Annotated in this window: 22 protein-coding genes; 8 read left to right on the top strand and 14 right to left on the bottom strand. The window is 42.9% G+C overall.

Annotated elements, in window-relative coordinates; all coding sequences use genetic code 11:
* Positions 1-31: 31 nt before the first annotated feature.
* From hemW to F9817_RS05655, 6 genes are all read right to left on the bottom strand, one after another.
* Positions 32-1,207, bottom strand: coding sequence for a radical SAM family heme chaperone HemW (gene hemW / locus F9817_RS05680; protein ID WP_161153988.1), 1,176 nt, complete (start codon positions 1,205-1,207; stop codon positions 32-34).
* Entirely contained in the window at positions 1,207-1,806 is a 600-nt protein-coding gene (locus F9817_RS05675) for an XTP/dITP diphosphatase (protein ID WP_161153987.1), read from the bottom strand. Before F9817_RS05675 ends, hemW begins: the two co-directional genes overlap by 1 nt.
* 135 nt (positions 1,807-1,941) lie before the next feature.
* Positions 1,942-2,238 carry a DUF167 family protein YggU gene (gene yggU, locus F9817_RS05670; protein WP_161153986.1) on the bottom strand — a complete coding sequence of 99 codons (297 nt, stop codon included), beginning with the start codon at positions 2,236-2,238 and terminating at the stop codon, positions 1,942-1,944.
* On the bottom strand, positions 2,238-2,795 hold the full coding sequence (locus F9817_RS05665) for a YggT family protein (RefSeq protein WP_161154040.1): 558 nt from the start codon (positions 2,793-2,795) through the stop codon (positions 2,238-2,240). The genes yggU and F9817_RS05665 overlap by 1 nt, the downstream gene beginning before the upstream one ends.
* 76 nt (positions 2,796-2,871) lie before the next feature.
* Positions 2,872-3,690: a pyrroline-5-carboxylate reductase gene (gene proC, locus F9817_RS05660; RefSeq protein WP_161153985.1), complete on the bottom strand. Its 819-nt coding sequence runs from the start codon at positions 3,688-3,690 to the stop codon at positions 2,872-2,874.
* Positions 3,691-3,746: 56 nt separating this feature from the next.
* Positions 3,747-4,454, bottom strand: a complete 708-nt coding sequence (locus F9817_RS05655; protein WP_161153984.1) for a YggS family pyridoxal phosphate-dependent enzyme — start codon at positions 4,452-4,454, stop codon at positions 3,747-3,749.
* Between the two features lie 25 nt (positions 4,455-4,479).
* On the opposite strand from F9817_RS05655, the gene F9817_RS05650 reads away from it, so the two are divergent.
* A complete protein-coding gene (locus F9817_RS05650) occupies positions 4,480-5,517 on the top strand; it encodes a type IV pilus twitching motility protein PilT (RefSeq protein ID WP_161153983.1) in 1,038 nt (345 codons plus the stop codon).
* Between the two features lie 64 nt (positions 5,518-5,581).
* Positions 5,582-6,688 carry a PilT/PilU family type 4a pilus ATPase gene (locus tag F9817_RS05645; protein ID WP_161153982.1) on the top strand — a complete coding sequence of 369 codons (1,107 nt, stop codon included), beginning with the start codon at positions 5,582-5,584 and terminating at the stop codon, positions 6,686-6,688.
* 65 nt (positions 6,689-6,753) lie between these two features.
* On the opposite strand, the gene ruvX is transcribed toward F9817_RS05645, so the two are convergent.
* From ruvX to metK, 7 genes are all read right to left on the bottom strand, one after another.
* The gene (gene ruvX, locus F9817_RS05640) at positions 6,754-7,179 is read right to left on the bottom strand and encodes a Holliday junction resolvase RuvX (RefSeq protein WP_161153981.1); all 426 of its coding nucleotides are present in this window, start codon (positions 7,177-7,179) and stop codon (positions 6,754-6,756) included.
* A gap of 37 nt (positions 7,180-7,216) precedes the next feature.
* Positions 7,217-7,780, bottom strand: a complete 564-nt coding sequence (locus F9817_RS05635) for a YqgE/AlgH family protein (RefSeq protein ID WP_161154039.1) — start codon at positions 7,778-7,780, stop codon at positions 7,217-7,219.
* 38 nt (positions 7,781-7,818) lie between these two features.
* On the bottom strand, positions 7,819-8,775 hold the full coding sequence (gene gshB / locus F9817_RS05630; protein WP_161153980.1) for a glutathione synthase: 957 nt from the start codon (positions 8,773-8,775) through the stop codon (positions 7,819-7,821).
* A gap of 12 nt (positions 8,776-8,787) precedes the next feature.
* The gene (gene rsmE, locus F9817_RS05625) at positions 8,788-9,519 is read right to left on the bottom strand and encodes a 16S rRNA (uracil(1498)-N(3))-methyltransferase (protein ID WP_161153979.1); all 732 of its coding nucleotides are present in this window, start codon (positions 9,517-9,519) and stop codon (positions 8,788-8,790) included.
* Between the two features lie 129 nt (positions 9,520-9,648).
* Positions 9,649-10,320 carry an endonuclease gene (locus F9817_RS05620; protein WP_237476191.1) on the bottom strand — a complete coding sequence of 224 codons (672 nt, stop codon included), beginning with the start codon at positions 10,318-10,320 and terminating at the stop codon, positions 9,649-9,651.
* Positions 10,321-10,487: 167 nt separating this feature from the next.
* Positions 10,488-11,000 (bottom strand): SprT family zinc-dependent metalloprotease, encoded by a 513-nt coding sequence (locus tag F9817_RS05615; protein ID WP_161153977.1) that lies wholly within the window; start codon positions 10,998-11,000, stop codon positions 10,488-10,490.
* Between the two features lie 115 nt (positions 11,001-11,115).
* Complete coding sequence (gene metK, locus F9817_RS05610) at positions 11,116-12,270, bottom strand: methionine adenosyltransferase (RefSeq protein ID WP_161153976.1); 1,155 nt, start codon at positions 12,268-12,270, stop codon at positions 11,116-11,118.
* A gap of 319 nt (positions 12,271-12,589) precedes the next feature.
* On the opposite strand from metK, the gene tkt reads away from it, so the two are divergent.
* The 5 genes from tkt to mscS all read left to right on the top strand — a co-directional run bounded on the left by tkt (position 12,590) and on the right by mscS (position 19,532).
* On the top strand, positions 12,590-14,587 hold the full coding sequence (gene tkt / locus F9817_RS05605) for a transketolase (RefSeq protein ID WP_161153975.1): 1,998 nt from the start codon (positions 12,590-12,592) through the stop codon (positions 14,585-14,587).
* A gap of 240 nt (positions 14,588-14,827) precedes the next feature.
* Positions 14,828-15,856, top strand: a complete 1,029-nt coding sequence (epd, locus tag F9817_RS05600) for an erythrose-4-phosphate dehydrogenase (RefSeq protein WP_161153974.1) — start codon at positions 14,828-14,830, stop codon at positions 15,854-15,856.
* A gap of 169 nt (positions 15,857-16,025) precedes the next feature.
* A complete protein-coding gene (locus tag F9817_RS05595) occupies positions 16,026-17,186 on the top strand; it encodes a phosphoglycerate kinase (protein ID WP_161153973.1) in 1,161 nt (386 codons plus the stop codon).
* A 160-nt stretch (positions 17,187-17,346) separates the two neighbouring features.
* Positions 17,347-18,423, top strand: coding sequence for a class II fructose-bisphosphate aldolase (gene fbaA, locus F9817_RS05590; RefSeq protein ID WP_161153972.1), 1,077 nt, complete (start codon positions 17,347-17,349; stop codon positions 18,421-18,423).
* Between the two features lie 248 nt (positions 18,424-18,671).
* The gene (gene mscS / locus F9817_RS05585; RefSeq protein ID WP_161153971.1) at positions 18,672-19,532 is read left to right on the top strand and encodes a small-conductance mechanosensitive channel MscS; all 861 of its coding nucleotides are present in this window, start codon (positions 18,672-18,674) and stop codon (positions 19,530-19,532) included.
* 56 nt (positions 19,533-19,588) lie between these two features.
* Here the strand turns inward: mscS and F9817_RS05580 are convergent, their stop codons facing one another.
* A complete protein-coding gene (locus F9817_RS05580) occupies positions 19,589-20,227 on the bottom strand; it encodes a LysE family transporter (protein ID WP_161153970.1) in 639 nt (212 codons plus the stop codon).
* 127 nt (positions 20,228-20,354) lie between these two features.
* Here F9817_RS05580 and F9817_RS05575 point away from each other — a divergent pair, with 127 nt between their 5' ends.
* Positions 20,355-21,251 carry a LysR family transcriptional regulator ArgP gene (locus F9817_RS05575; RefSeq protein WP_161153969.1) on the top strand — a complete coding sequence of 299 codons (897 nt, stop codon included), beginning with the start codon at positions 20,355-20,357 and terminating at the stop codon, positions 21,249-21,251.
* Positions 21,252-21,833 lie beyond the last annotated feature (582 nt).

Here is a 21,833-nt window from a genome sequence, read left to right as displayed (position 1 = left end):
GTTATGTGGCGTTGTGCTTTTTTAGGTTGTGCTACTCATCTTCATCAGCCATAAAGGATTCGAGCAAATCATTAAGGAACAGTTTTCCTTTGCGAGTAATTTGCCAATGAGTGCTGTTTTCGTCTAAGTACCCCTGATCTATTGCCCAATTGATAGTCGGTTCAATAACCTCTAACGGTAGGCCTGTTGTCGTAACAAAATCTTGTTTGGGACAAGGTTCAATCAAGCGAAAACGATTCATAAAAAATTCAAATGGTCGGTCGATATCGGCGACAAGTTGTTCGCTATCAAGATACGGTTTCACCATATTCTGATAAGCCGATAAGTAGCCTCTAGGATGTTTAATCTTAGTGGTACGAACGATTCTTCCATCAGTAAAGCTGAGCTTGCCGTGTGAACCACAGCCAATTCCTAGATAGTCACCAAAACGCCAATAATTTAAGTTATGCTGACATTGATAACCGGGTTTACTATAGCCAGATATTTCATATTGAACGTAGCCAGCAGCTGTTAACTTTTGATGACCAGATTCAAAAATATCCCATAATTGATCATCGTCGGGTAATTCAGGCGGTTTTGAATAAAACAGAGTATTGGGTTCGATCGTCAGTTGATACCAAGATAAATGCGGAGGATCTAGCTTGATCGCCTGCTCAAGATCATTCAGTGCTTGATCTTGAGTCTGATCGGGCAAGCCGTGCATCAGATCTAAGTTAAAGCTTTTCAGTCCGATTTGATGGGCAAGGTGCGCCGCATTGATCGCTTCAGCTTGACCGTGAATACGTCCAAGCGCTTTCAATTTATCCGGGGCAAAGCTTTGTACACCTATCGAAATACGCGTAACCCCCACTTTTCGATAAGCGGCAAATCTCTCAGCTTCGATAGTTCCAGGGTTGGCTTCCATGGTGATTTCAATATCTTGCTCGAATGGAATACGCGCTTCTATCCCAGAGAGTAATGCACCAATTCCTTCTGAGGAAATAAGGCTTGGAGTTCCTCCACCGATGAAGATGGAGTGCAATAATCGTGGGTTATCATTGAGGCAATAGCGCTCAATATCACGATCTAAATCTTCAAGTAGTGCTTGAATATAATCGTGTTCAGGGATGTCTTCTTTTAGTGCGTGTGAATTAAAGTCACAGTAAGGGCATTTCTGCACACACCAAGGAATATGGACATATAAACTTAAAGCAGGAGGTGTCAGCATTAAGCGTGTTGCTCTTCTAGGGCTGTAAATAATTTTTTCAGGGCAATGCCGCGATGGGACAGTTGCTTTTTACGAGCAGGTTCTAGCTCAGCAGAAGCACATTGTTCTTCTGGTACCCAAAAAATAGGGTCGTAACCAAACCCGTTTGTACCATGAGATTCCGTTAAGATATGACCTTCCCATTGACCGTGGCATACGAGTGGCGTTGGATCCTCGGCGTGGCGCATGTACACCAATACACAATGGAAACGAGCGGTACGTTGCTCTTGAGGAACACCTTCCATTGCGTTAAGTAGTTTATTCAAGTTCTCTTCATCGGATGCATCTTCACCCGCATAACGCGCTGAATAGATACCTGGCGCCCCTTTTAGATAGTCGACTTCTAAACCTGAATCATCAGCAATAGCAGCAAAGCCCGTTTCTTGTGCAGCATGGCGAGCTTTTATAATGGCATTTTCGATAAACGTTGTGCCTGTTTCGGGAACAGAAGATACGTTCAGTTCAGTTTGCGCCACTACGTCGAAACCAAAATCAGCCAATAGATCGGACATTTCACGAACTTTACCTTGGTTGCCAGTCGCTAATACAATTTTTTTCATTGGGGCTTTTACCTTACTTAAAAGTGGGCTGCGTTATGGCTGCCAAGAATACCAGAATCTAAGTGTAGCCACGAGTCCTACTCTAGATAAAACAATCCCCACGCAAAGGTGGGGATGAGGAATATTGAATACTTATTATGATGGATTGAGCAATGCCAATAGTGACTCTGGTATTTGGCTTGGTTGAGCGATCCTGAGCTGTTTATGTCGGCCCAATTCGCCTTTTTCTATCAGCACGTTACCTTTTGCCACTTTGCACTGTTTGGCCAAAAACTTGGCTAAATGTGCATTGGCTTTACCATCAACCGGTGGCGCGGTAATCGCGACTTTTATTTCATCGCCATGTAATCCTACAATCCTGTCTCTACTGGCTTTCGGTTGGATGTAGAGCCTTAAGATAAGGTCATCCTTGTCCAGCCAAATTGCATCCATTATAGCTGATACCAAATTGGACCAATGATATCACCCATAAGGAAATTAGCGAATTGCAGGATAATAAATAGCGCTAATACACTCAGGTCTAATCCACCCATTACCGGGATAATGCGGCGCAAAGGGGCTAGCATTGGTTCGGTTAGTTGATGGAATAGATATTCGATAGGGCTACGGCCTTGGCTTACCCAACTTAAAATTGCGCGAATAATTAATACCCAAAATAGCAATCCACCTGCTGCTTTTACGAGAGCCAATAGCCCTAAAAACAGATAGAAAGTGCTGAAGTTCATCGCTCCGCCTGTTGAAATTAGCGTGAGCAATACGAATTTCACAACACATAGTACGTAAGCAAACAAGAGAGTCGCTACATCAATACTACCTATTGAAGGGATAAAACGGCGTAGTGGACCGACAATAGGTTGTGTCGCTTTTACGACGAACTGAGAAAATGGGTTGTAGAAATCTGCACGCGCTGCTTGTAGCCAGATGCGGAGAATCACAACCATGATATACAAGTCGAGCAAAGTGGAGATTAGAAAACTCATTGCGTTCATATAAGGCCCTTTTTGTTGCCATGTATTTAATTGTTTAGCGTGATAGCGGGTACGCATCACGCGTCAAACATATTCGTTAGAATAGTGTTTCCATTTCTTCAGCCCGTTTAACGGCTGCTTGCATTGCTTTTGCCACAATGCCAGTTAAATCATTTTGATTAAATGTTGCTAATGCTTGAGCTGTTGTGCCACCTTTTGATGTCACTTGTTCACGCAAAGTTGCTAGCTCAATTTCTGGATTTGCTTGAACCATTTCAGCAGCCCCTAATGCTACTTGTTGAACGATCTCTCTCGCTGTTTGAGTGTCAAAACCAAGGTTGACCGCCTCTTGCTGAATGGCTTCCATAAATAGGAAAAAATACGCAGGAGCGCTGCCCGCAGCTGCTGTAATGTTATTGATCCCTTGTTCTTCGTCGACCCAACATGCTTTGCCTACGGCTGACATTAGATCCTGCGTAAAGGCTTTATCTGCATCAGTGACTGACGGTACAGCGAATAAACCGCTCATACCGCGATTGATCAGTGAGGGTGTATTCGGCATTACGCGCACCAAATTCAATTTGGTATCAAGCAATTCATCGAGTCTTGCCGCTGTCACCCCCGCTGCAATAGAAATCACTAGCTTATTGGTAAAATCGATAGCTTGAAGAGGCTTGCAAACATCGGCCATCAATTGCGGTTTCACTGCTAGAACAACCACATCTGCTTCGGTAACTGCTGCGATATTATCTGATGTTGTGCGGATACCATAATCTTGTTCTAGCGGTAAACGGCGAGTCTCTGTTGGAGATGTAGCTAAGATATTTTTTGCAGGGTAGCCGCTTGATACTAAACCAGCAATGATGGCTTTAGCCATATTACCTGCACCAACAAAAGTGATTTTTCTTTGTTCCATCTTAGTCTTATTCTCCATAAGTTATAGGCTGTTATTGAATGACGATTTGTTCGTTATTACTGTTTGTTTGAATAGTCACGTTGACCAAATATGGCAGTGCCAATTCGTACGATAGTACTACCCGCTTCGATGGCTGCTTCCATATCCCCAGTCATCCCCATAGATATCGTATCGATATCTGGGTAGCGTTGAGCTAATTTTTCCTTCAATTGCGTCAGAGATTTAAATGCTGCAAGTTGCTGTTGATAATCTGACACATTTTCTGGAATCGACATGACTCCTCTTAAGGTGAGGTTGGGTAGCTCAGAAATCAATTGGGCAAGTTCAAATAATTGTTGCTCATCGATACCTGATTTCGACGTTTCACCACTCGTATTTACTTGAATAAGTACTTGTAGTGGTGGCATGCCCTCTGGACGCTGATCGTTCAGACGTTGAGCAATTTTAGCTCGATCGATGGTGTGCACCCAAGCAAAGTGTTCTGCAACTGGGCGGGTCTTGTTGGACTGTAAAGGACCGATAAAGTGCCACTCAAGATTAAGATCAGGGTGATGTTGTGTGAAATACTCGACTTTATTCACACCTTCTTGTACGTAATTTTCACCGAATCGAACTTGTCCTGTTTGAGCGGCTTCTAAGACGGCTTCAACGGGTTTAGTTTTACTTACCGCGAGAAGTTGCACCGAGCCTTTTGTGCGTCCAAACTTAGTTTGAGCGCTTTCGATTAGTGATGTGATATGTTCAATATTTTGTTGAATACTCATAGCCAGACTTTAGTAAGGATAATAAATGGATATCGCTGAATTACTGGATTTTAGTGTAAAGCATAACGCCTCAGATCTACATCTTTCCTCAGGCGTGCCTCCCATGGTTCGGATTGATGGTGAGGTTAGGAAGCTCGGTGTTCCTGCATTTACTCATGCCGAGGTACACCGGCTCGTCTTTGAAATCATGAATGATGCTCAAAGGCGAGAATTCGAAGAAAATTTGGAAGTTGATTTTTCCTTTGAACTTCCGAATGTTGGACGCTTCCGTGTTAACGCTTTTCATCAGTCCCGCGGTGGTTCTGCCGTATTTAGGACAATCCCCACTGAGATACCTACCTTAGCACAATTAGATGCTCCAGAGATCTTTAACAAGATCACTCAATACGAAAAAGGGTTAGTTTTGGTAACAGGACCAACGGGGTCAGGTAAATCGACAACCTTAGCGGCGATGGTCAATGAAATAAATGCGCATTATAACAAGCACATTCTTACCATCGAAGATCCTATCGAATTTATCCACAACAATAATAAATGTCTGATCAACCAAAGAGAAGTTCACCGCGATACGCTAAGCTTTAAAGCAGCTTTACGATCTGCTCTGCGTGAAGACCCTGATGTGATCTTGGTTGGTGAATTACGCGATCAAGAGACCATCAGTTTGGCGTTAACGGCTGCCGAAACGGGTCATTTGGTGTTTGGTACTTTGCATACCAGCTCCGCTGCGAAAACCATTGATAGGATTATTGATGTGTTTCCGGGAGAAGATAAAGGCATGGTGCGTTCCATGTTATCTGAATCACTCCGCGCCGTTATTGCGCAGAAGCTATTAAAAAAAGCGGGAGGAGGCCGTGTTGCTTGTCACGAGGTGATGCTTGGTACTCCTGCTATTCGTAATTTAATCCGCGAAGACAAGGTGGCACAGATGGTATCCATTATCCAAACAGGTGCCTCACATGGGATGCAAACGATGGAGCAGCATGCACGTAAGTTAGTGTCTCAAGGTTTGGTCGATTTGGCAGAAGTACAAAGTAAAATAGAAACGGAGATGGGCAGTTTTTAGTTATCGGATTACGTCTTCGCGCTCTCTCAATAATCCTAGTTGATGGATTTAAGGACAATGCGTTATGTTTCTCGAACAGTGTTTAAGTGGAATGCTTACCCGGAAAGCATCTGATTTGTATATCACGGTGGGGGCTCCCGTTCTTTATCGGGTAAATGGTGAACTGCAAGGTGATGGTGAAAAGCTTACGTTTTCCGAAGTGAATAATCTCCTCAACCGGATGATGGATTCAGAGCAAGTGGAAGATTTTCATCATACTCACGAAGCGAATTTTGCCATAGTCAGAGACAGTGGGCGGTTTCGGGTGAGCGCTTTTTTTCAGCGTGAGTTACCTGGCGCCGTTATACGCCGTATTGAAACGACCATTCCGAGCTTTGAAGAATTGCAATTGCCCGATTTACTTAAAGACCTGGCCATGAAAAAACGTGGTTTAGTGCTGGTGGTAGGCTCGACAGGGTCTGGTAAATCGACCTCCATGGCCGCTATGGTTGGCTACCGAAATCAACATTCGTCTGGGCACATTCTTACGGTGGAAGATCCGATTGAATTTGTGCATGAACACGCCGGTTGTATTGTAACGCAACGGGAAGTAGGGCTTGATACGGATAGCTATGAAGTCGCCTTGAAAAACTCACTGCGCCAAGCGCCTGATATGATCCTTATCGGAGAAATTCGCTCTCGAGAAACGATGGAATATGCGATGAATTTTGCTGAAACAGGTCACCTCTGTATGGCAACGTTGCATGCGAATAACGCTAACCAAGCATTAGAACGCATTTTGCATTTAGTGCCCAAAGAACAAAAAGATCAGTTTCTATTTGATTTGTCGATGAACCTTCGTGGAGTGATTGGCCAGCAGCTGGTTCGAGATAAAGAGGGCAGTGGACGCCATGCCGCGTTTGAAATTTTACTCAATACTCCACGAGTCTCGGATTTAATTCGTCGTGGTGAACTGCATGAATTGAAAGAAACCATAGCCCGTTCAACAGAATCGGGTATGCAAACTTTTGATCAGTCGCTTTATCAACTAGTGGTTGATAATAAGATTTCTGAGCAAGATGCTATGCATTGTGCTGATTCTGCAAATGATTTACGGATTATGCTCAAGACAAAGCAGGGCAGTGGCTATGGCAGCAGCTCTTTAGCTGACGTCAAAATTGATATGGATTAGCCAGAGTTGCTTTTGTATTAGTTAATAAAAAAGGTGCTTAAAGCACTTTTTTTGATAGACAACTCTTATTCGCCCCACTGCGCTTCAAACCAGCTTTCGAGAATGACAACAGCTGATTGGCAGTCAATATTACCTTTACTTAGCGCTTTGTAACCACCAAAAGAAAACAGGTCAGCTTTCGCTTCCGCGGTAGATAATCGCTCATCATGTAACTCCACGGGCAAGCCAAAACGACCATGCAGTCGATTGGCAAACTTTTTCGCTCGTGGCGTAATGGCATCTAAGTCTTTACCCCGTAAATCTGTGGGTAACCCCACTACGAGTAAATTGGGCTGCCATTCTTTAATCAGCTTTTCGATATCATCCCAATTAGGAATCCCCTCTTTGGCTTTGATCGCTTTTAGCGGTGAAGCGGTACCGGTAATATCCTGACCAACGGCGCTTCCAATACTGCGAGTGCCAAAGTCGAATGCCATAATTGTTCGTGACATAGTGCTGCTCTATAACTGAATTCGGGATAAAAAGTGGTTAAGCATGGCCAGCTTGGCTGGACAAATGTGCTGGACTAATCCCTAATCGAGCAATGGCTTTGTTCCACTTTTCACTAACCGGCGTATTAAAGATTAATTCCGCATCAGCTTCAATGGTTAGCCATGAATTTTCTGCTAATTCTGTTTCTAACTGCCCTGCATCCCAACCTGAATATCCTAATGCAACGATATATCCAGTAGGCTCAGCATCCGTCCCTAATACCGTCAAAATATCTTTTGAAGTGGTCACTGCGATATCATCGGTCATGTTGACACTTGATTCATAGTGATCGTGGGGGCGATGCAGAATAAACCCCCGATCTTCAGATACCGGGCCACCGTTCAAAATAGGTTTATTCAGACTCTCTGTATGAGACTGAGGGTAAGCCGATTCCACTTCAACTTGTTGAAGCATGCCACCGACGGTGACATCGATTGGTGCATTGATGATAAGCCCCATCGCGCCTTCTTCATTATGTTCGCAGATATATACCACGCTGTTTTTGAAGTAAGGATCTTTCATGCTTGGCATGGCGACAAGAAAATGATTGGTCAAATTCATCATATTCTAATCCTCTCGCGTTCAGGAGCTTGGCGCTCCTATTTAGCTAATGCTTTTACGTGGCGTTCTACGGCATCCATCAGTTTACCGATAATCGAAACATCAAATGCTTTTTCGATTTCACGCACGCACGTTGGGCTTGTTACGTTAATTTCTGTTAGTTTGTCACCAATGACGTCAAGACCGACGAAAATCAGGCCTTTTTCTTTTAAGATTGGCGCCACTGTTTCGGCAATTTTGCGGTCCGTTTCGCTGATAGGACGAGCTTCACCGCGTCCCCCGGCTGCTAGGTTGCCACGTGTTTCACCTTCTGGTGGAATACGTGCTAAGCAGTAAGGCATTGGCTCACCATCAACAACCAAGATGCGTTTATCGCCGTTACTTACATCTGGAACAAAGCTTTGTGCCATACAGAAGTTTTTACCGTGATCAGTTAGCGTTTCAATGATAACCGATACGTTTGGATCGCTCTCTTTAACACGGAAGATAGATGCACCACCCATGCCATCAAGAGGTTTCAAAATCACATCACCATGCTTTTCTTTAAATGCTTTAATGGTTTCTGCTTTACGCGTCACAATGGTGTTCGGTGTTAATTCTGGGAACCAAGCTGTGAACAATTTCTCGTTGCAGTCACGTAGACTTTGAGGTTTGTTAACAATCAGAGTCCCTTCAGCTTCTGCTCTTTCTAGAATATACGTAGCGTAAATGTATTCAGTATCAAAAGGAGGATCTTTACGCATTAAAACGGCATCTAATTCAGACAGGCGAATGGTTTGCTCTGAATGAAATTGATACCAACCGTTTGGATCTTCTTGCACGGTAACAATTTTAGTATCAGCAAGAGCAACACCTTGATCTAAGTGTAGATCATTCATCTCGATATAATGGATCTCGTAGCCACGACGTTGTGCTTCTAGCATCATGGCAAAGCTAGTGTCTTTCTTGATGTTAATGGATGAGATAGGATCCATTACGATGCCGAGTTTAATCATTATTCTTCTCCATTAGCCTAAATCGCCAAAGCGAACTTGTAAGGCTGTTATAGCGGTTAAGGCGGCGGTCTCGGTGCGTAACACTCGAGGCCCTAACAGCGTTTCTTCAAATTGATATTGGCGAGTCATTTCAATCTCTTCAGCGGAAAGGCCGCCTTCAGGACCGATCAATAATCGCACTTTGGTTACCGGCTCTGGTAACGTATTGATGGAGTAGCGCGCGCGCGGATGTAAGTTGAGCTTTAACCCATCGCTGTGTTCTGCACACCACTCTTCAAGAGACATAATTGGTCGAATTTCTGGTACACGATTGCGGCCGCTCTGTTCACAAGCGCCAATAGCGATTTTTTGCCACTGTTGTAATTTTTTCTCAAAGCGCTTGGCATCAAGCTTAACGCCACAGCGTTCAGAAATCAGCGGAGTAATCACATTTACCCCTAATTCAACTGACTTTTGAATGGTGAATTCCATCTTATCGCCGCGAGAAACGACTTGGCCTAAATGTAAATCGAGAGGGGACTCACAGCCATTTTCGACTCGCTCTGAGATATCAACGAGCACGCGTTTCTTCCCTGATTCGATAATAATGGCCGGAAACTCAGCACCGCTTCCATCAAAAAGAAGGACTTCTTGTCCTTCTTGCATACGAAGTACTCGGCCAATGTGGCCTGCGGCATCTTCGCTTAATGTTACTGTGCCTAGATGTTCAATCGTTTCCGGGTGATAAATACGGGGAATGCGCATGCATGAGTCCTGACAAATATGTTTTCTACTAGCGTCTAACATGGATGCTTTACAGCAAAAAAACAAGGGCAAATGCCCTTGTTACGCTGAGTTTTTCGTTGCAATTCTTTGTGTTGTCGAGAGATAGGACTATTTGTGGCACTGACCTTCAACAAACGGGTTATGATTTCCTTGAATCGCTGCAATTTTTTGATCGCGTTGACATTCCCATGAGCTCACTGGGTAACGGTGGTCCCAAACATTCATCAACTGTCGTTGGGCTTTAGACAGTCTAAAATTATAGCGTTGGCTCATATAGAGATAAGTACGAGCGATGGGCCCGCGCGCTTGTTCTGGAGGCATTGCTTTACGCTGTTTAAAGTCGACCTGCATTGAACACTGACCATAAGTTACCCCTTCAACACCATTCCACTGACTAAAATTGTAATTGGAGCGATCGCCATTGACCTCGCCGATGGCCGGCGTGAGGTTGTGCATATCTGCTTCTATTTTTTTAAAGCCTTTATCATGTCGTTCACAATAACTTCTTCCACCCTTTTGCCAGCACAAACGCTGGTGGCCAAATTGCCACGCAGGAACAACGTGTTCCCACTCAATGCGGTGTGCTCGACGAGGTTGCTTGCGAACATGGTAACCGCAAGATTGTAAATTGGGTTCTCCTTTACGACCATGCCAAGTAATTGCGCAGCCGCAATAAAATGTCGTTGGGTGTGTCTTATACAACTTAACCGCTTGGGTTTTAGCCTGATAAAAACTGGTTGGAGCGTGAGCTGAGCTAAAAGAAGAGAAAACCATCATCATGATGGAGAGAATTAATGTTTTAAATTTGTTCATTACAAGACTGAAAAAAGTATGATTTTTTCAGTCTAACACTCAAAAATATGAAATCTATCGGTAACAGAAACGGATGATGAGAAAACACATAATACTGACATAAGGTTAGATATTTTGTTCTTAATCACAGGGGGTTAACTCAAACGTTTTCCCGTAAAGCGTATTTCTTGATGGCAATGTTGGCAGCGATACACTGCTTGACCACGTTGGATTTTATTATGACGACGGATTGAGAGTTGGTGATGTTGACAGGCGCAAGCATATTCAAAGGTTTTGCCTTGTACTGATAGCACGGAAAATTGATGGGTTGTATCCGGTGCTAAATGGAATACTTGCGTCATGACTGCTTGCCACTCTTTACCGTGCGGACGCACGCGGCCAAACAATTGGTAGGTGACAATATGAGCCACTTCATGTGGGATCACTTGCTCAAGAAAGGCAGTTTTATTTTCATTAAATAAAACGGGATTGAGCCGAACTTCATTAAGGTGCATGTAAGCTTTACCTGCCGCTTTACCACGTAGTTTATAGCTTAACGAGGGGGTAGGCAGAGCAGTAGAAAAATATTGATTTGCTTGTTCTGTACAGCGTTGTAGAACGCTTTGAGCTTGTTTGGTTAAGTCTGGGCCTATGGTAGGTTGAGTCATGCAGTGCTCTAACTTCGGGGGCATTTCTGCTTGGTATACTAATCGAGCTGGCAATATAAAAAAAGCCCTGACGGAGTCAGGGCCTTCTATTCATTTTCAATCTAGCTGCGACGGTTTATTTCAAACCTGCGAATTCACGCAATAGAGCCGCTTTATCGGTCGCTTCCCAAGGGAATTCTTCACGACCAAAGTGACCGTATGCTGCAGTCTTTTTGTAGATAGGTTGCAGTAGGCTTAACATTTCTTGCAGACCGTATGGACGTAAGTCGAAGAATTCACGTACTGCTTTAACAATCACGTCAGTTGATACTTTTTCAGTACCAAATGTTTCGACCATGATTGATGTTGGATCGGCAACACCGATTGCGTAAGAAAGTTGGATTTCACAGCGATCTGCAAGGCCAGCTGCAACGATGTTTTTCGCTACGTAACGTGCTGCGTATGCTGCGCTGCGGTCCACTTTTGATGGATCTTTACCAGAGAATGCGCCGCCACCGTGACGAGCTGCACCGCCGTAGGTATCAACGATAATTTTACGACCTGTTAGACCACAGTCACCCATTGGACCACCGATAACGAAACGACCGGTTGGGTTAATGAAGTATTTAGTTTCTTTGTCTAACCATTCAGTAGGAAGGATTGGTTTGATGATCTCTTCCATAACACCTTCACGAAGGTCAGCGGTTGAAACGCTGTCGGCGTGTTGAGTAGATAGAACGACGGCATCAATACCAACAATTTGGTTATTATCGTATTTGAAGGTTACTTGAGATTTAGCGTCTGGACGCAACCAAGGAAGTGTGCCGTTTTTACGAACTTCTGCTTGACGCTGCATTAGGCGGTGCGCGTAAGTAATTGGCGCAGGCATTAACACGCTAGTTTCGTTTGTTGCGTAACCGAACATGATACCTTGGTCACCAGCGCCCTGTTCTTTAGGATCTGATTTATCAACGCCTTGGTTGATATCTGGTGATTGTTTACCAATAGTGTTGAGAACAGCACAAGAGCCGGCGTCAAAGCCCATATCTGACCCTGTGTAACCAATTTCACGTACGGTTTCACGAGTGAGTTCTTCAATATCTACCCATGCTGAAGTTGTTACTTCGCCACCGACCATAACCATGCCGGTTTTTACATAAGTTTCGCAAGCAACACGTGCTTTTGGATCTTGTTCCAAAATAGCATCTAGGACCGCGTCTGAGATTTGGTCTGCGATTTTATCTGGATGGCCTTCTGATACAGATTCAGAAGTGAACAGGTGCTTAGCCATGATAACTCCAATATTTGTCAAATAAGAGTAGCTTCAAGACCGCGCTACTCCGCACTATCGATTAATATGTAGGCGTTTCTACATCTAGACGTCTATTCTAGGATCCCATAATCAAATTACAAGTTCTTTTTGTTATGAGAAATAAGTAAACGTTTGCAGATTGTCATATAGGCAAGGTGACTGGTGCTGAAAAACTGAGATAGCAACGGGCAAATAAAGCCTAAAAGGATTGCAAAAGGTTTGCAGTGTTACAGGGGCTTTGCGACAATGCAGAACACATTATTATGGATAATTTATTTCTGCTTTTTTAGGAGCTGACATGTCTTCTCGCAAACAACTCGCGAACGCAATTCGTGCATTAAGCATGGACGGAGTTCAACAAGCTAACTCTGGCCACCCTGGTGCACCTATGGGGATGGCAGACATCGCCGAAGTTCTATGGCGTAGTCACTTAAATCACAACCCTAAAAACCCTAACTGGGCCGATCGCGACCGTTTTGTTCTTTCAAACGGCCATGGTTCAATGCTGATTTATTCACTATTGCACCTTACTGGTTACGATCTCTCTATTGAAGACCTGAAAAATTTCCGTCAGCTTCACTCTAAAACACCAGGCCACCCTGAATACGGTTATGCGCCAGGTATTGAGACAACGACTGGACCGCTAGGTCAGGGGATCACCAACGCTGTTGGTATGGCATTAGCTGAAAAAGCGTTAGCTGCTCAGTTCAACAAAGAAAACCACGATATCGTTGACCACTACACTTATGCCTTTATGGGCGACGGTTGTATGATGGAAGGTATCTCTCATGAAGCGTGTTCACTAGCGGGAACACTAGGTCTTGGTAAACTGGTTGCTTTCTGGGATGACAACGGTATTTCTATTGATGGTGATGTAGAAGGCTGGTTCTCTGACGACACACCAAAACGTTTTGAAGCTTATGGCTGGCATGTTATTCCCGCGGTTGATGGCCATGATCCTGAAGCGATCAATGCAGCGATTGAAGCAGCAAAAGAAGAAACATCTCGTCCAACATTAATCTGCTGTAAAACCATTATTGGTTTTGGTTCGCCAAACAAAGCGGGTTCTCACGATTGTCACGGTGCTCCTCTTGGCGCTGATGAGATTAAAGAAGCGCGTGATTTCCTTGGTTGGAACTACGGTCCTTTTGAAGTTCCAACTGATATCTACAATCAGTGGGATGCTAAAGAAACAGGTGCTGCATCTGAAGCGGCTTGGAATCAAAAATTCGCGGCTTATGAAGCGGCATACCCTGAATTAGCGGCTGAATTCAAGCGTCGTGTTGCGGGTGACTTACCCGCTAATTGGGAAGAAGCAACCAGCCAAGTTATCGCTGAGCTTCAAGCAAATCCTGCAAAAATTGCATCGCGCAAAGCATCACAAAATGCATTAGAAGCATTTGGTAAATTACTGCCTGAATTTATGGGTGGTTCTGCTGACCTTGCGCCATCAAACTTAACCATGTGGTCTGGTTCGAAGTCATTAACTGCTGAAGATGCATCAGGCAACTACATCCACTACGGTGTACGTGAATTTGGTATGACTGCTATCATCAATGGTATTGCACTTCATGGTGGCTTTGTTCCTTACGGCGCAACGTTCCTAATGTTCATGGAATATGCTCGTAACGCAATGCGCATGGCTGCATTGATGAAAGTTCAAAATATCCAAGTTTACACCCATGATTCAATTGGTTTGGGTGAAGATGGTCCGACTCACCAACCAGTCGAGCAAGTTGCTTCATTACGACTTACTCCAAACATGAGTACGTGGCGCCCATGTGACCAAGTGGAATCTGCTGTAGCTTGGAAATTGGCAATCGAACGTAAAGATGCACCAACAGCACTTATTTTCTCTCGCCAAGGTCTAGCACAACAAGAGCGTACTGCTGAGCAAGTGGCTGATATTGCTAAAGGTGGTTACATCTTGAAAGACTGCTCAGGTAAGCCAGAGTTGATTCTAATTGCAACAGGTTCTGAAGTTGAACTTGCAGTCAACGCTGCGGCAGAACTTGAAAAACAAGGTAAAGCTGTTCGCGTTGTTTCTATGCCATCAACAGATACGTTTGATAAACAAGATGCGGCTTACCGTGAAGCTGTTCTACCTGCTGACGTAACAGCACGTGTTGCTGTTGAAGCGGGTATTGCTGATTTCTGGTACAAATACGTTGGTTTGAATGGACGTATCGTGGGTATGACGACCTTTGGTGAATCTGCGCCGGCAGAGCAACTGTTCGAACAGTTCGGTTTCACCGTAGAAAACGTTGTGGCTAAAGCAAACGAAATTATTGCTTAAGCTAGCTTCAACTCAAATTTTAAAGGGCCGCTTGGCCCTTTTTTTATCCTTGAAATTCAAGTCATGTCTCAATTATCTGCTCTATCTGTATAGGCATCAATTTGCTTATTTGCGTACTTAAATGTAATTAATTTTTAAAGCATTATTGGTTTGGTTAATGAATTTCACTTTCCAAGTGATAACTGTCAATGAATGGAGTAGTATCTGTGCAAACCAACAACAGATATTGGCGCAGGATAGATGCTAAGGGTAGCAATTAATGGATTTGGTCGGATAGGACGTAATGTATTGCGTGCTGTCTATGAAAGCGGCAAAAGTCAGCAGATTAAGGTTGTGGCAGTGAATGAACTTGCCAAACCAGATGCAATGGCTCATTTACTCCAATACGATACCAGTCATGGTCGTTTTGGTAAGAAAATTACAAATGATCAAGAACATATCTATGTTCATCACGATCAAGAGCATTTCGATACCATTCGAATTTTACATTTGGAAGACATTCCAATGTTACCTTGGCATGATCTTGGTGTGGATATCGTACTCGATTGTACCGGGGTGTATGGTTGTCATGCTGATGGAATCAAACATATTGACGCTGGGGCGAATAAGGTACTGTTTTCTCACCCTGGTGCGAGTGATCTCGACAATACGATTATTTATGGCGTTAATCATGAGACGTTAACCAACGAACACCGTATTGTTTCTAATGGTTCTTGCACCACAAACTGCATCGTTCCGATTATCAAAGTGCTTGATGAAACATTTGGTATTGATTCTGGGACAATCACCACAATTCACTCTTCAATGAATGACCAGCAGGTCATAGACGCGTACCATACAGATCTACGTCGAACACGTGCTGCAGGACAATCTATAATTCCTGTAGATACGAAGTTACATAAAGGTATTCAGCGGATATTCCCGAAATTTTCCAACAAATTCGAAGCAATTTCTGTGAGAGTGCCAACGGTTAATGTTACGGCAATGGATTTAAGTGTCACAGTTAACACAAAAGTGAAAGTTAATGACGTAAATCAAACCATTGTGACAGCGTCTCAGTGTACATTACAAAATATAGTTGATTATACTGAAGCACCACTTGTTTCGATCGATTTTAATCATGACCCACATAGTGCTATTGTGGATGGGTCGCAAACGAGAGTGAGTAACGGGCAGTTGGTCAAGATGCTCGTTTGGTGTGATAACGAATGGGGATTTGCTAATAGAATGCTCGATACGGCATTAGCAATGCAGGCAACTGAGTCATAGCCCACATTTCGAGGAAAAAATATTTATTTTCTGCACTGAAATAAATATCCTCTATCCCGGTTCGAAAAATAGAACATCAAAAAACAGTAGAACACGAAAGAATATCAGAGCCCGGCCTAGGGGCGGGGTGAACAAACTTTATTTCTTTGAAAATTTGAGAGGACAAATCATGTCTGTAATCAAGATGACTGACCTGGACCTAGCAGGTAAACGCGTATTTATCCGTGCCGACCTTAACGTACCAGTGAAAGATGGCAAAGTGACTTCAGATGCACGTATCTTGGCATCAATCCCTACAATCAAACACTGCTTAGCTGCTGGCGCTAAAGTAATGGTGACTTCTCACCTAGGTCGTCCTACTGAAGGCGAATACGCTGAAGAATTCTCTCTACAACCAGTTGTAAACTACCTAAACGACGCACTAGATTGCGACGTTAAACTAGCTAAAGATTACCTAGACGGTCTTGAACTAAACGCTGGTGAATTGGTTGTTCTTGAAAACGTTCGCTTTAATAAAGGCGAAAAGAAAAACGAAGACGAACTATCTAAAAAATACGCAGCACTATGTGACGTATTCGTAATGGATGCGTTCGGTACAGCTCACCGCGCTCAAGCTTCTACTTACGGTGTTGGCGTTTTCGCTCCTATCGCTTGTGCTGGCCCTCTACTTGCTAACGAACTTGAAGCTCTAGCTAAAGCAATGGACAAACCAGCTCGTCCAATGGTTGCTATCGTCGGTGGTTCAAAAGTTTCTACTAAGCTGACTGTTCTTGAATCACTATCAAAAGTTGCTGACCAACTTGTTGTCGGTGGCGGTATCGCAAACACATTCATCGCAGCTGCAGGCCACAACGTAGGTAAATCACTTTACGAAGCTGACCTAGTTGATACAGCGAAAAAACTGATGGAAGAGTGTGCAATTCCAGTAGCAACTGACGTTGCATGTGCTAAAGCATTCGACGAAAACGCAGAAGCTGAAATCAAGAAAGTTGAAGACGTTCAAGATGACGACATGATCTTCGACCTTGGTCCAGATTCAACTGCACAACTAGCTGAAATCCTTAAAAACGCGAAAACTATTCTTTGGAATGGTCCTGTTGGCGTATTCGAATTTAAAAACTTCGAAGCTGGTACTAAAGGTATCTCTGAAGCGATTGCTCAATCTGAAGGTTTCTCTGTTGCTGGTGGTGGTGACACACTAGCAGCTATCGATAAATTCGGCATCAAAGCTGACGTTTCTTACATCTCAACTGGCGGCGGTGCTTTCCTTGAATTTGTTGAAGGCAAAAAATTACCAGCGGTTGAAATGCTAGAGTCTCGCGCTAAATAATAGATAAATAAAAGGAGCGGGAAGTATAGTTCTCGCTTCTATTTGGCTACTTCTCTTAGTCACTATTTTGGTAAATTTGCGCTAGGATTGTTGTGGTAGCCGTAAACAAGATTTAACTAACCGTTTTGTTTTTAAAACGAGAAAATATAGGATCAAATCCATGTCTAAGGTCTTCGATTTCGTAAAACCAGGTGTTATTTCTGGTGATGACGTACAGAAAGTATTTGCAGTAGCAAAAGAAAACAACTTTGCTCTTCCAGCAGTTAACTGTGTAGGTTCTGACTCAGTAAATGCTGTGTTAGAAGCTGCTGCTAAAGTTAAATCTCCTGTTATCGTTCAGTTTTCTAACGGTGGCGCGGGATTCTTTGCAGGTAAAGGTCTAAAACTAGAAGGTCAACAAGCTCAAGTGCTTGGTGCAATTGCTGGTGCAAAACATGTACACACCGTTGCTGAAACTTACGGTGTTCCTGTTATCCTTCACACTGACCACGCAGCGAAAAAACTACTTCCTTGGATCGACGGTCTACTAGACGCAGGCGAAAAACATTTCGCTGAAACTGGTAAACCTCTATTCTCTTCTCACATGATCGATTTGTCTGAAGAGTCTCTAGAAGACAACATTGCAATCTCTTCTAAATACCTAGAACGCATGTCTAAAATGAACATGACTCTAGAAATTGAACTAGGTTGTACTGGTGGTGAAGAAGACGGTGTTGATAACTCAGATATGGACACTTCAGAGCTTTACACTTCACCTGAAGATGTTGCATACGCATACGAAAAACTAAACGCAATCAGCCCTCGTTTCACTATCGCTGCTTCATTTGGTAACGTACACGGTGTTTACAAACCAGGCAACGTTGTTCTGACTCCAACTATTCTTCGTGATTCTCAAAAATACGTTTCTGAGAAATTCAATCTTCCAGAAAACTCTTTGAACTTCGTATTCCACGGTGGTTCAGGTTCTTCTGCAGAAGAAATCAAAGAATCAATCAGCTACGGTGTTATCAAAATGAACATCGATACTGATACACAATGGGCTTGCTGGAATGGTATCCGCGAATACGAAGCGGAAAACCACGATTACCTACAAGGTCAAATCGGCAACCCTACTGGTGAAGACGCACCAAACAAAAAATACTACGATCCACGTGTATGGCTACGTGCTGGTCAAACAGGTATGGTTAAACGTCTTGAAGAAGCGTTCTCTAACCTTAACGCTGTTGACGTTTTATAAGAGGCCGTCGATAACAACCTGTTCTGGTTTAAACCCGCTCTTACGAGCGGGTTTTTTATATCTAAAAAACGTTAAATTTTGGTCAATCCCTAGAGAATAGGCATAAATTTGCTTAATCTGATGTTAAACTTTTTATAAATATATAACCTTTTGTTTTGTAATGATTTGGTCAATGTCGTGACATTCCATCCTTTATGTGAAGCGGTGATCACAATCAAACATAGTAATGACATCTAGAGGAAATTAAGATGGCGAACGAATCGGGAGTGGATACTTCCATAGTGGACAACTTAGACCATGTCAGCTCATGGGTTCAGAACAACTCGGATATGTTGATTCAATATGGCATCAATATTATTTCCGCAGTGTTGATTTTGGTACTAGGTAATGTAGCCGTAAAACTGGTTTCCGGTAGTGTGGCGAAAGTACTAACAAAGCGGAAGATGGATAAAGCGGTGGTCGATTTTATCAGCGCAATTATTCGTTACTTGTTGTTTATTGTGGTGCTTATCGCCGCCCTAGGTAAAGTAGGTGTTCAAACCGCCTCCGTTGTCGCTGTAATTGGTGCAGCAGGCTTGGCAGTCGCATTAGCTTTGCAAGGTTCTTTGTCTAACTTTGCGGCCGGTGTGTTGATTGTGGCATTCCGTCCATTTAAGTCGGGTGATTACGTAGAGGTTGGCGGTGTAGCAGGTTCAGTGGATTCAATTCAGATTTTCCAAACTGTTTTAAAATCGCCTGACAATAAAATGGTGGTGGTGCCAAACTCTTCCATTATTGGAGGACCGATTACTAACTATTCACGTCACCAAACTCGTCGTATTGACTTGGTCATCGGCGTATCTTACAAAGCGGATTTACGCAAAACCAAGCAAGTATTACTAGAAACTATTGAGAAAGATGAGCGGATTTTGAAAGATCCTGCTGTTACTATCGGTGTACTTGCTTTGGCCGATTCATCCGTTAACTTTGCGGTTCGTCCATGGGTCAAAACTGAAGATTACTGGCCAGTGTACTGGGACTTAATGATGAACATCAAAGAAGCTCTGGATGAAAATGGTATTGAAATCCCATTCCCACAAATGGATGTTCATTTAGAAAAATTGGACTGATTCCGAGAAGAGTAATAGTAAAAATGGAGGCATTTAACGCCTCCATTTTTTATGGATTATTTTATAAAATGTTCAAAATACAGATTCTTCGCTAATGAATAAGCAATAATGAACATCGTAGTTGCTACAATCATATCAATGATTTGTTGAGAGCGAGGCCGTGATAAAACAGCGCTGAGTTTAGCGGCACCAATGGAAATGGTAAAAAACCATACGAATGATGCTGTGATGGTACCGATGGCAAATGCGATACGATCATTACCATGAAATTGCCCCCCCAAAGACCCTAAGATAACCACAGAATCCAGATAGAGATGCGGGTTAAGTATTGTGACAGCGAGCGCCCCGATAATCACCATTGAGCGACTTTTAGGCAGGGCTGATTCTTGTGTTTGCGGCTCATTACTACGATATGCAAGCGCACTTTTAAGTGATAGATAGCCGTAGACTGATAAGAATACTATCCCTGCGACAGTAATGGCCATCAGGACATTTTCATGCTGACTAAGCAGAGTACCAGCACCAAAAATACCAATCGACATAAAAATAAGGTCAAGAAAACTGCATACAGTCGCGGTTGTTAAATGATGGTTTCGTTTGATGCCTTGATTGAGCACATAAGCATTTTGGGCACCGACGGGAATGATCATTGTTGCCCCTAAAATAAACCCTTGTAGTGTTACCCAGTAGTTCACAATAACCTCTATATATTGCGCTGTTCAAAGATGAGGAGCGCAAGATAGCGGTGAAATTGAAATAAGTATAATTAATCATTTTAATATATTATTAGACTTACTTATTTCTTACGTGGTTGGTGTAATAATGCGCGGATTAGATTACAAATGGATTGAAGCTTTAGACTCTGTGCTGAGTCATGGGAGTTTTGAAAGAGCTGCTGATGACCTTTGCCTATCTCAATCTGCTGTCTCACAGCGGATTAAACAGCTAGAAAAGTTTCTAGCTCAGCCTGTATTGATTCGTAGTGCACCACCCCAGGCTACGCCAATAGGAACAAAATTATTAGGATTGTATCGTCGCGTTAGTTTGCTTGAGCAAGAGGTTATTCCTGAATTAACGAATCACAGTACATTACGCCCGATCAATTTAACGATTGCAACCAATGCAGATAGCTTGGCAACGTGGGTACTTCCTGCTTTGAAGCCGATGATGAGCGACAATTCTTTAGCATTGCATTTTGCTATTTTAGATGAGAACCGCTCGATTCAAAAAATGAAGAGTGGTGAAGCGGTTGGTGCGATTAGTTTAGAATCTCAGGCACTAGTGGGATGCTGCGCTGAATATTTAGGTAAAATGGAATATTTGTGTGTAGCAAGTCCAGAGTTCATTGTTCGTCATTTTGCTGGTGGCGTTTCTCATGATTCATTACTCAAAGCGCCAATGGTTTCTTTCGACCAGCAAGATGAGCAACATAAGCAGTTTCTGCTTAAACACTTTGGCATAACCCAAGAATTATTTATCAATCATAAAGTCGGCAGTTCTGAAGCCTTTGTGGAAATGGCAAAAATGGGGATTGCTTATTGTTTGATCCCAAAACTACAAATTATTCAGGAGCTAGAGCTAGGAACATTGGTTGATATAACGCCCGGAATGTCCATCGTCAACCAAATTTATTGGCACCATTGGCAGCTAGAAAATGGTATTTTGAAAGAGATTTCTGCCGCTATCGTACAAGGAGCCAAAGAGGCATTGGAACAGTGAATGGTTGTCTCTAATTTAAACTATTGATTTTTATATCAATAATTTATGTAGGAAATTAATCTAATTTAGATTAAGGTTTAGAACAGCCTATACCAAGGAGCTTATCAATTGAGTGATGAGAGTTGGTCATGTATTGCATATAAAGTTTGTGTCAATTTTTGGTAATTTAATTGATAAAATCTTCTTGAGTTGTGTAAGGATTAAGCTAAACTGTGTTTTTTTTAAACACTTTGACCCGTGTATATAGGGATTTTAGTAATAAAATTACGCTAGATGCTCGTTTATATTGCATATATCAGCGAGAATCATAAGGACATCAGACACTCTGGGTTGTATGAGGCAGAGCATGTTGAATCATTTTGTTGTTAGGCTCACGATTAGTAGTCTATTAATCTTAGGAATTAAATTGAGTGCTATCTATTTTCTTCCTATGGTCTTGCTGTTAAATACCCATCACCGCGAATTTTTTGGTTGGTAAACGAACTTTCATCTTACTCAGTTTGAGTCGTTGTTATTCATTGAGTTTATGATGACTACGGGCGTTTAAACCTTATGGTTTGGAACATAAAAAAACCGAAGCAT

The organism is Vibrio eleionomae (assembly GCF_009874545.1).
Classification (GTDB): Bacteria; Pseudomonadota; Gammaproteobacteria; order Enterobacterales; family Vibrionaceae; genus Vibrio; species Vibrio nitrifigilis.
Note: the sequence above shows the minus strand (reverse complement) of the source record. Positions and strands in the feature narration are given on the sequence as shown.

Bases quoted from the DNA above. Each gene is read 5' to 3' on its own strand.
- fbaA (WP_161153972.1), top strand. From the start codon at position 17,347: ATGTCTAAGGTCTTCGATTTCGTAAAACCAGGTGTTATTTCTGGTGAT.
- rsmE (WP_161153979.1), bottom strand. From the start codon at position 9,519: ATGCGCATTCCCCGTATTTATCACCCGGAAACGATTGAACATCTAGGC.
- F9817_RS05650 (WP_161153983.1), top strand. From the start codon at position 4,480: ATGGATATCGCTGAATTACTGGATTTTAGTGTAAAGCATAACGCCTCA.
- F9817_RS05655 (WP_161153984.1), bottom strand. From the start codon at position 4,454: ATGAGTATTCAACAAAATATTGAACATATCACATCACTAATCGAAAGC.
- epd (WP_161153974.1), top strand. From the start codon at position 14,828: ATGCTAAGGGTAGCAATTAATGGATTTGGTCGGATAGGACGTAATGTA.
- mscS (WP_161153971.1), top strand. From the start codon at position 18,672: ATGGCGAACGAATCGGGAGTGGATACTTCCATAGTGGACAACTTAGAC.
- hemW (WP_161153988.1), bottom strand. From the start codon at position 1,207: ATGCTGACACCTCCTGCTTTAAGTTTATATGTCCATATTCCTTGGTGT.
- F9817_RS05645 (WP_161153982.1), top strand. From the start codon at position 5,582: ATGTTTCTCGAACAGTGTTTAAGTGGAATGCTTACCCGGAAAGCATCT.
- F9817_RS05615 (WP_161153977.1), bottom strand. From the start codon at position 11,000: ATGACTCAACCTACCATAGGCCCAGACTTAACCAAACAAGCTCAAAGC.
- proC (WP_161153985.1), bottom strand. From the start codon at position 3,690: ATGGAACAAAGAAAAATCACTTTTGTTGGTGCAGGTAATATGGCTAAA.
- tkt (WP_161153975.1), top strand. From the start codon at position 12,590: ATGTCTTCTCGCAAACAACTCGCGAACGCAATTCGTGCATTAAGCATG.
- F9817_RS05675 (WP_161153987.1), bottom strand. From the start codon at position 1,806: ATGAAAAAAATTGTATTAGCGACTGGCAACCAAGGTAAAGTTCGTGAA.
- F9817_RS05575 (WP_161153969.1), top strand. From the start codon at position 20,355: ATGCGCGGATTAGATTACAAATGGATTGAAGCTTTAGACTCTGTGCTG.
- metK (WP_161153976.1), bottom strand. From the start codon at position 12,270: ATGGCTAAGCACCTGTTCACTTCTGAATCTGTATCAGAAGGCCATCCA.
- ruvX (WP_161153981.1), bottom strand. From the start codon at position 7,179: ATGTCACGAACAATTATGGCATTCGACTTTGGCACTCGCAGTATTGGA.
- gshB (WP_161153980.1), bottom strand. From the start codon at position 8,775: ATGATTAAACTCGGCATCGTAATGGATCCTATCTCATCCATTAACATC.
- F9817_RS05595 (WP_161153973.1), top strand. From the start codon at position 16,026: ATGTCTGTAATCAAGATGACTGACCTGGACCTAGCAGGTAAACGCGTA.
- F9817_RS05635 (WP_161154039.1), bottom strand. From the start codon at position 7,780: ATGAATTTGACCAATCATTTTCTTGTCGCCATGCCAAGCATGAAAGAT.
- F9817_RS05620 (WP_237476191.1), bottom strand. From the start codon at position 10,320: ATGATGATGGTTTTCTCTTCTTTTAGCTCAGCTCACGCTCCAACCAGT.
- yggU (WP_161153986.1), bottom strand. From the start codon at position 2,238: ATGGATGCAATTTGGCTGGACAAGGATGACCTTATCTTAAGGCTCTAC.
- F9817_RS05665 (WP_161154040.1), bottom strand. From the start codon at position 2,795: ATGAACGCAATGAGTTTTCTAATCTCCACTTTGCTCGACTTGTATATC.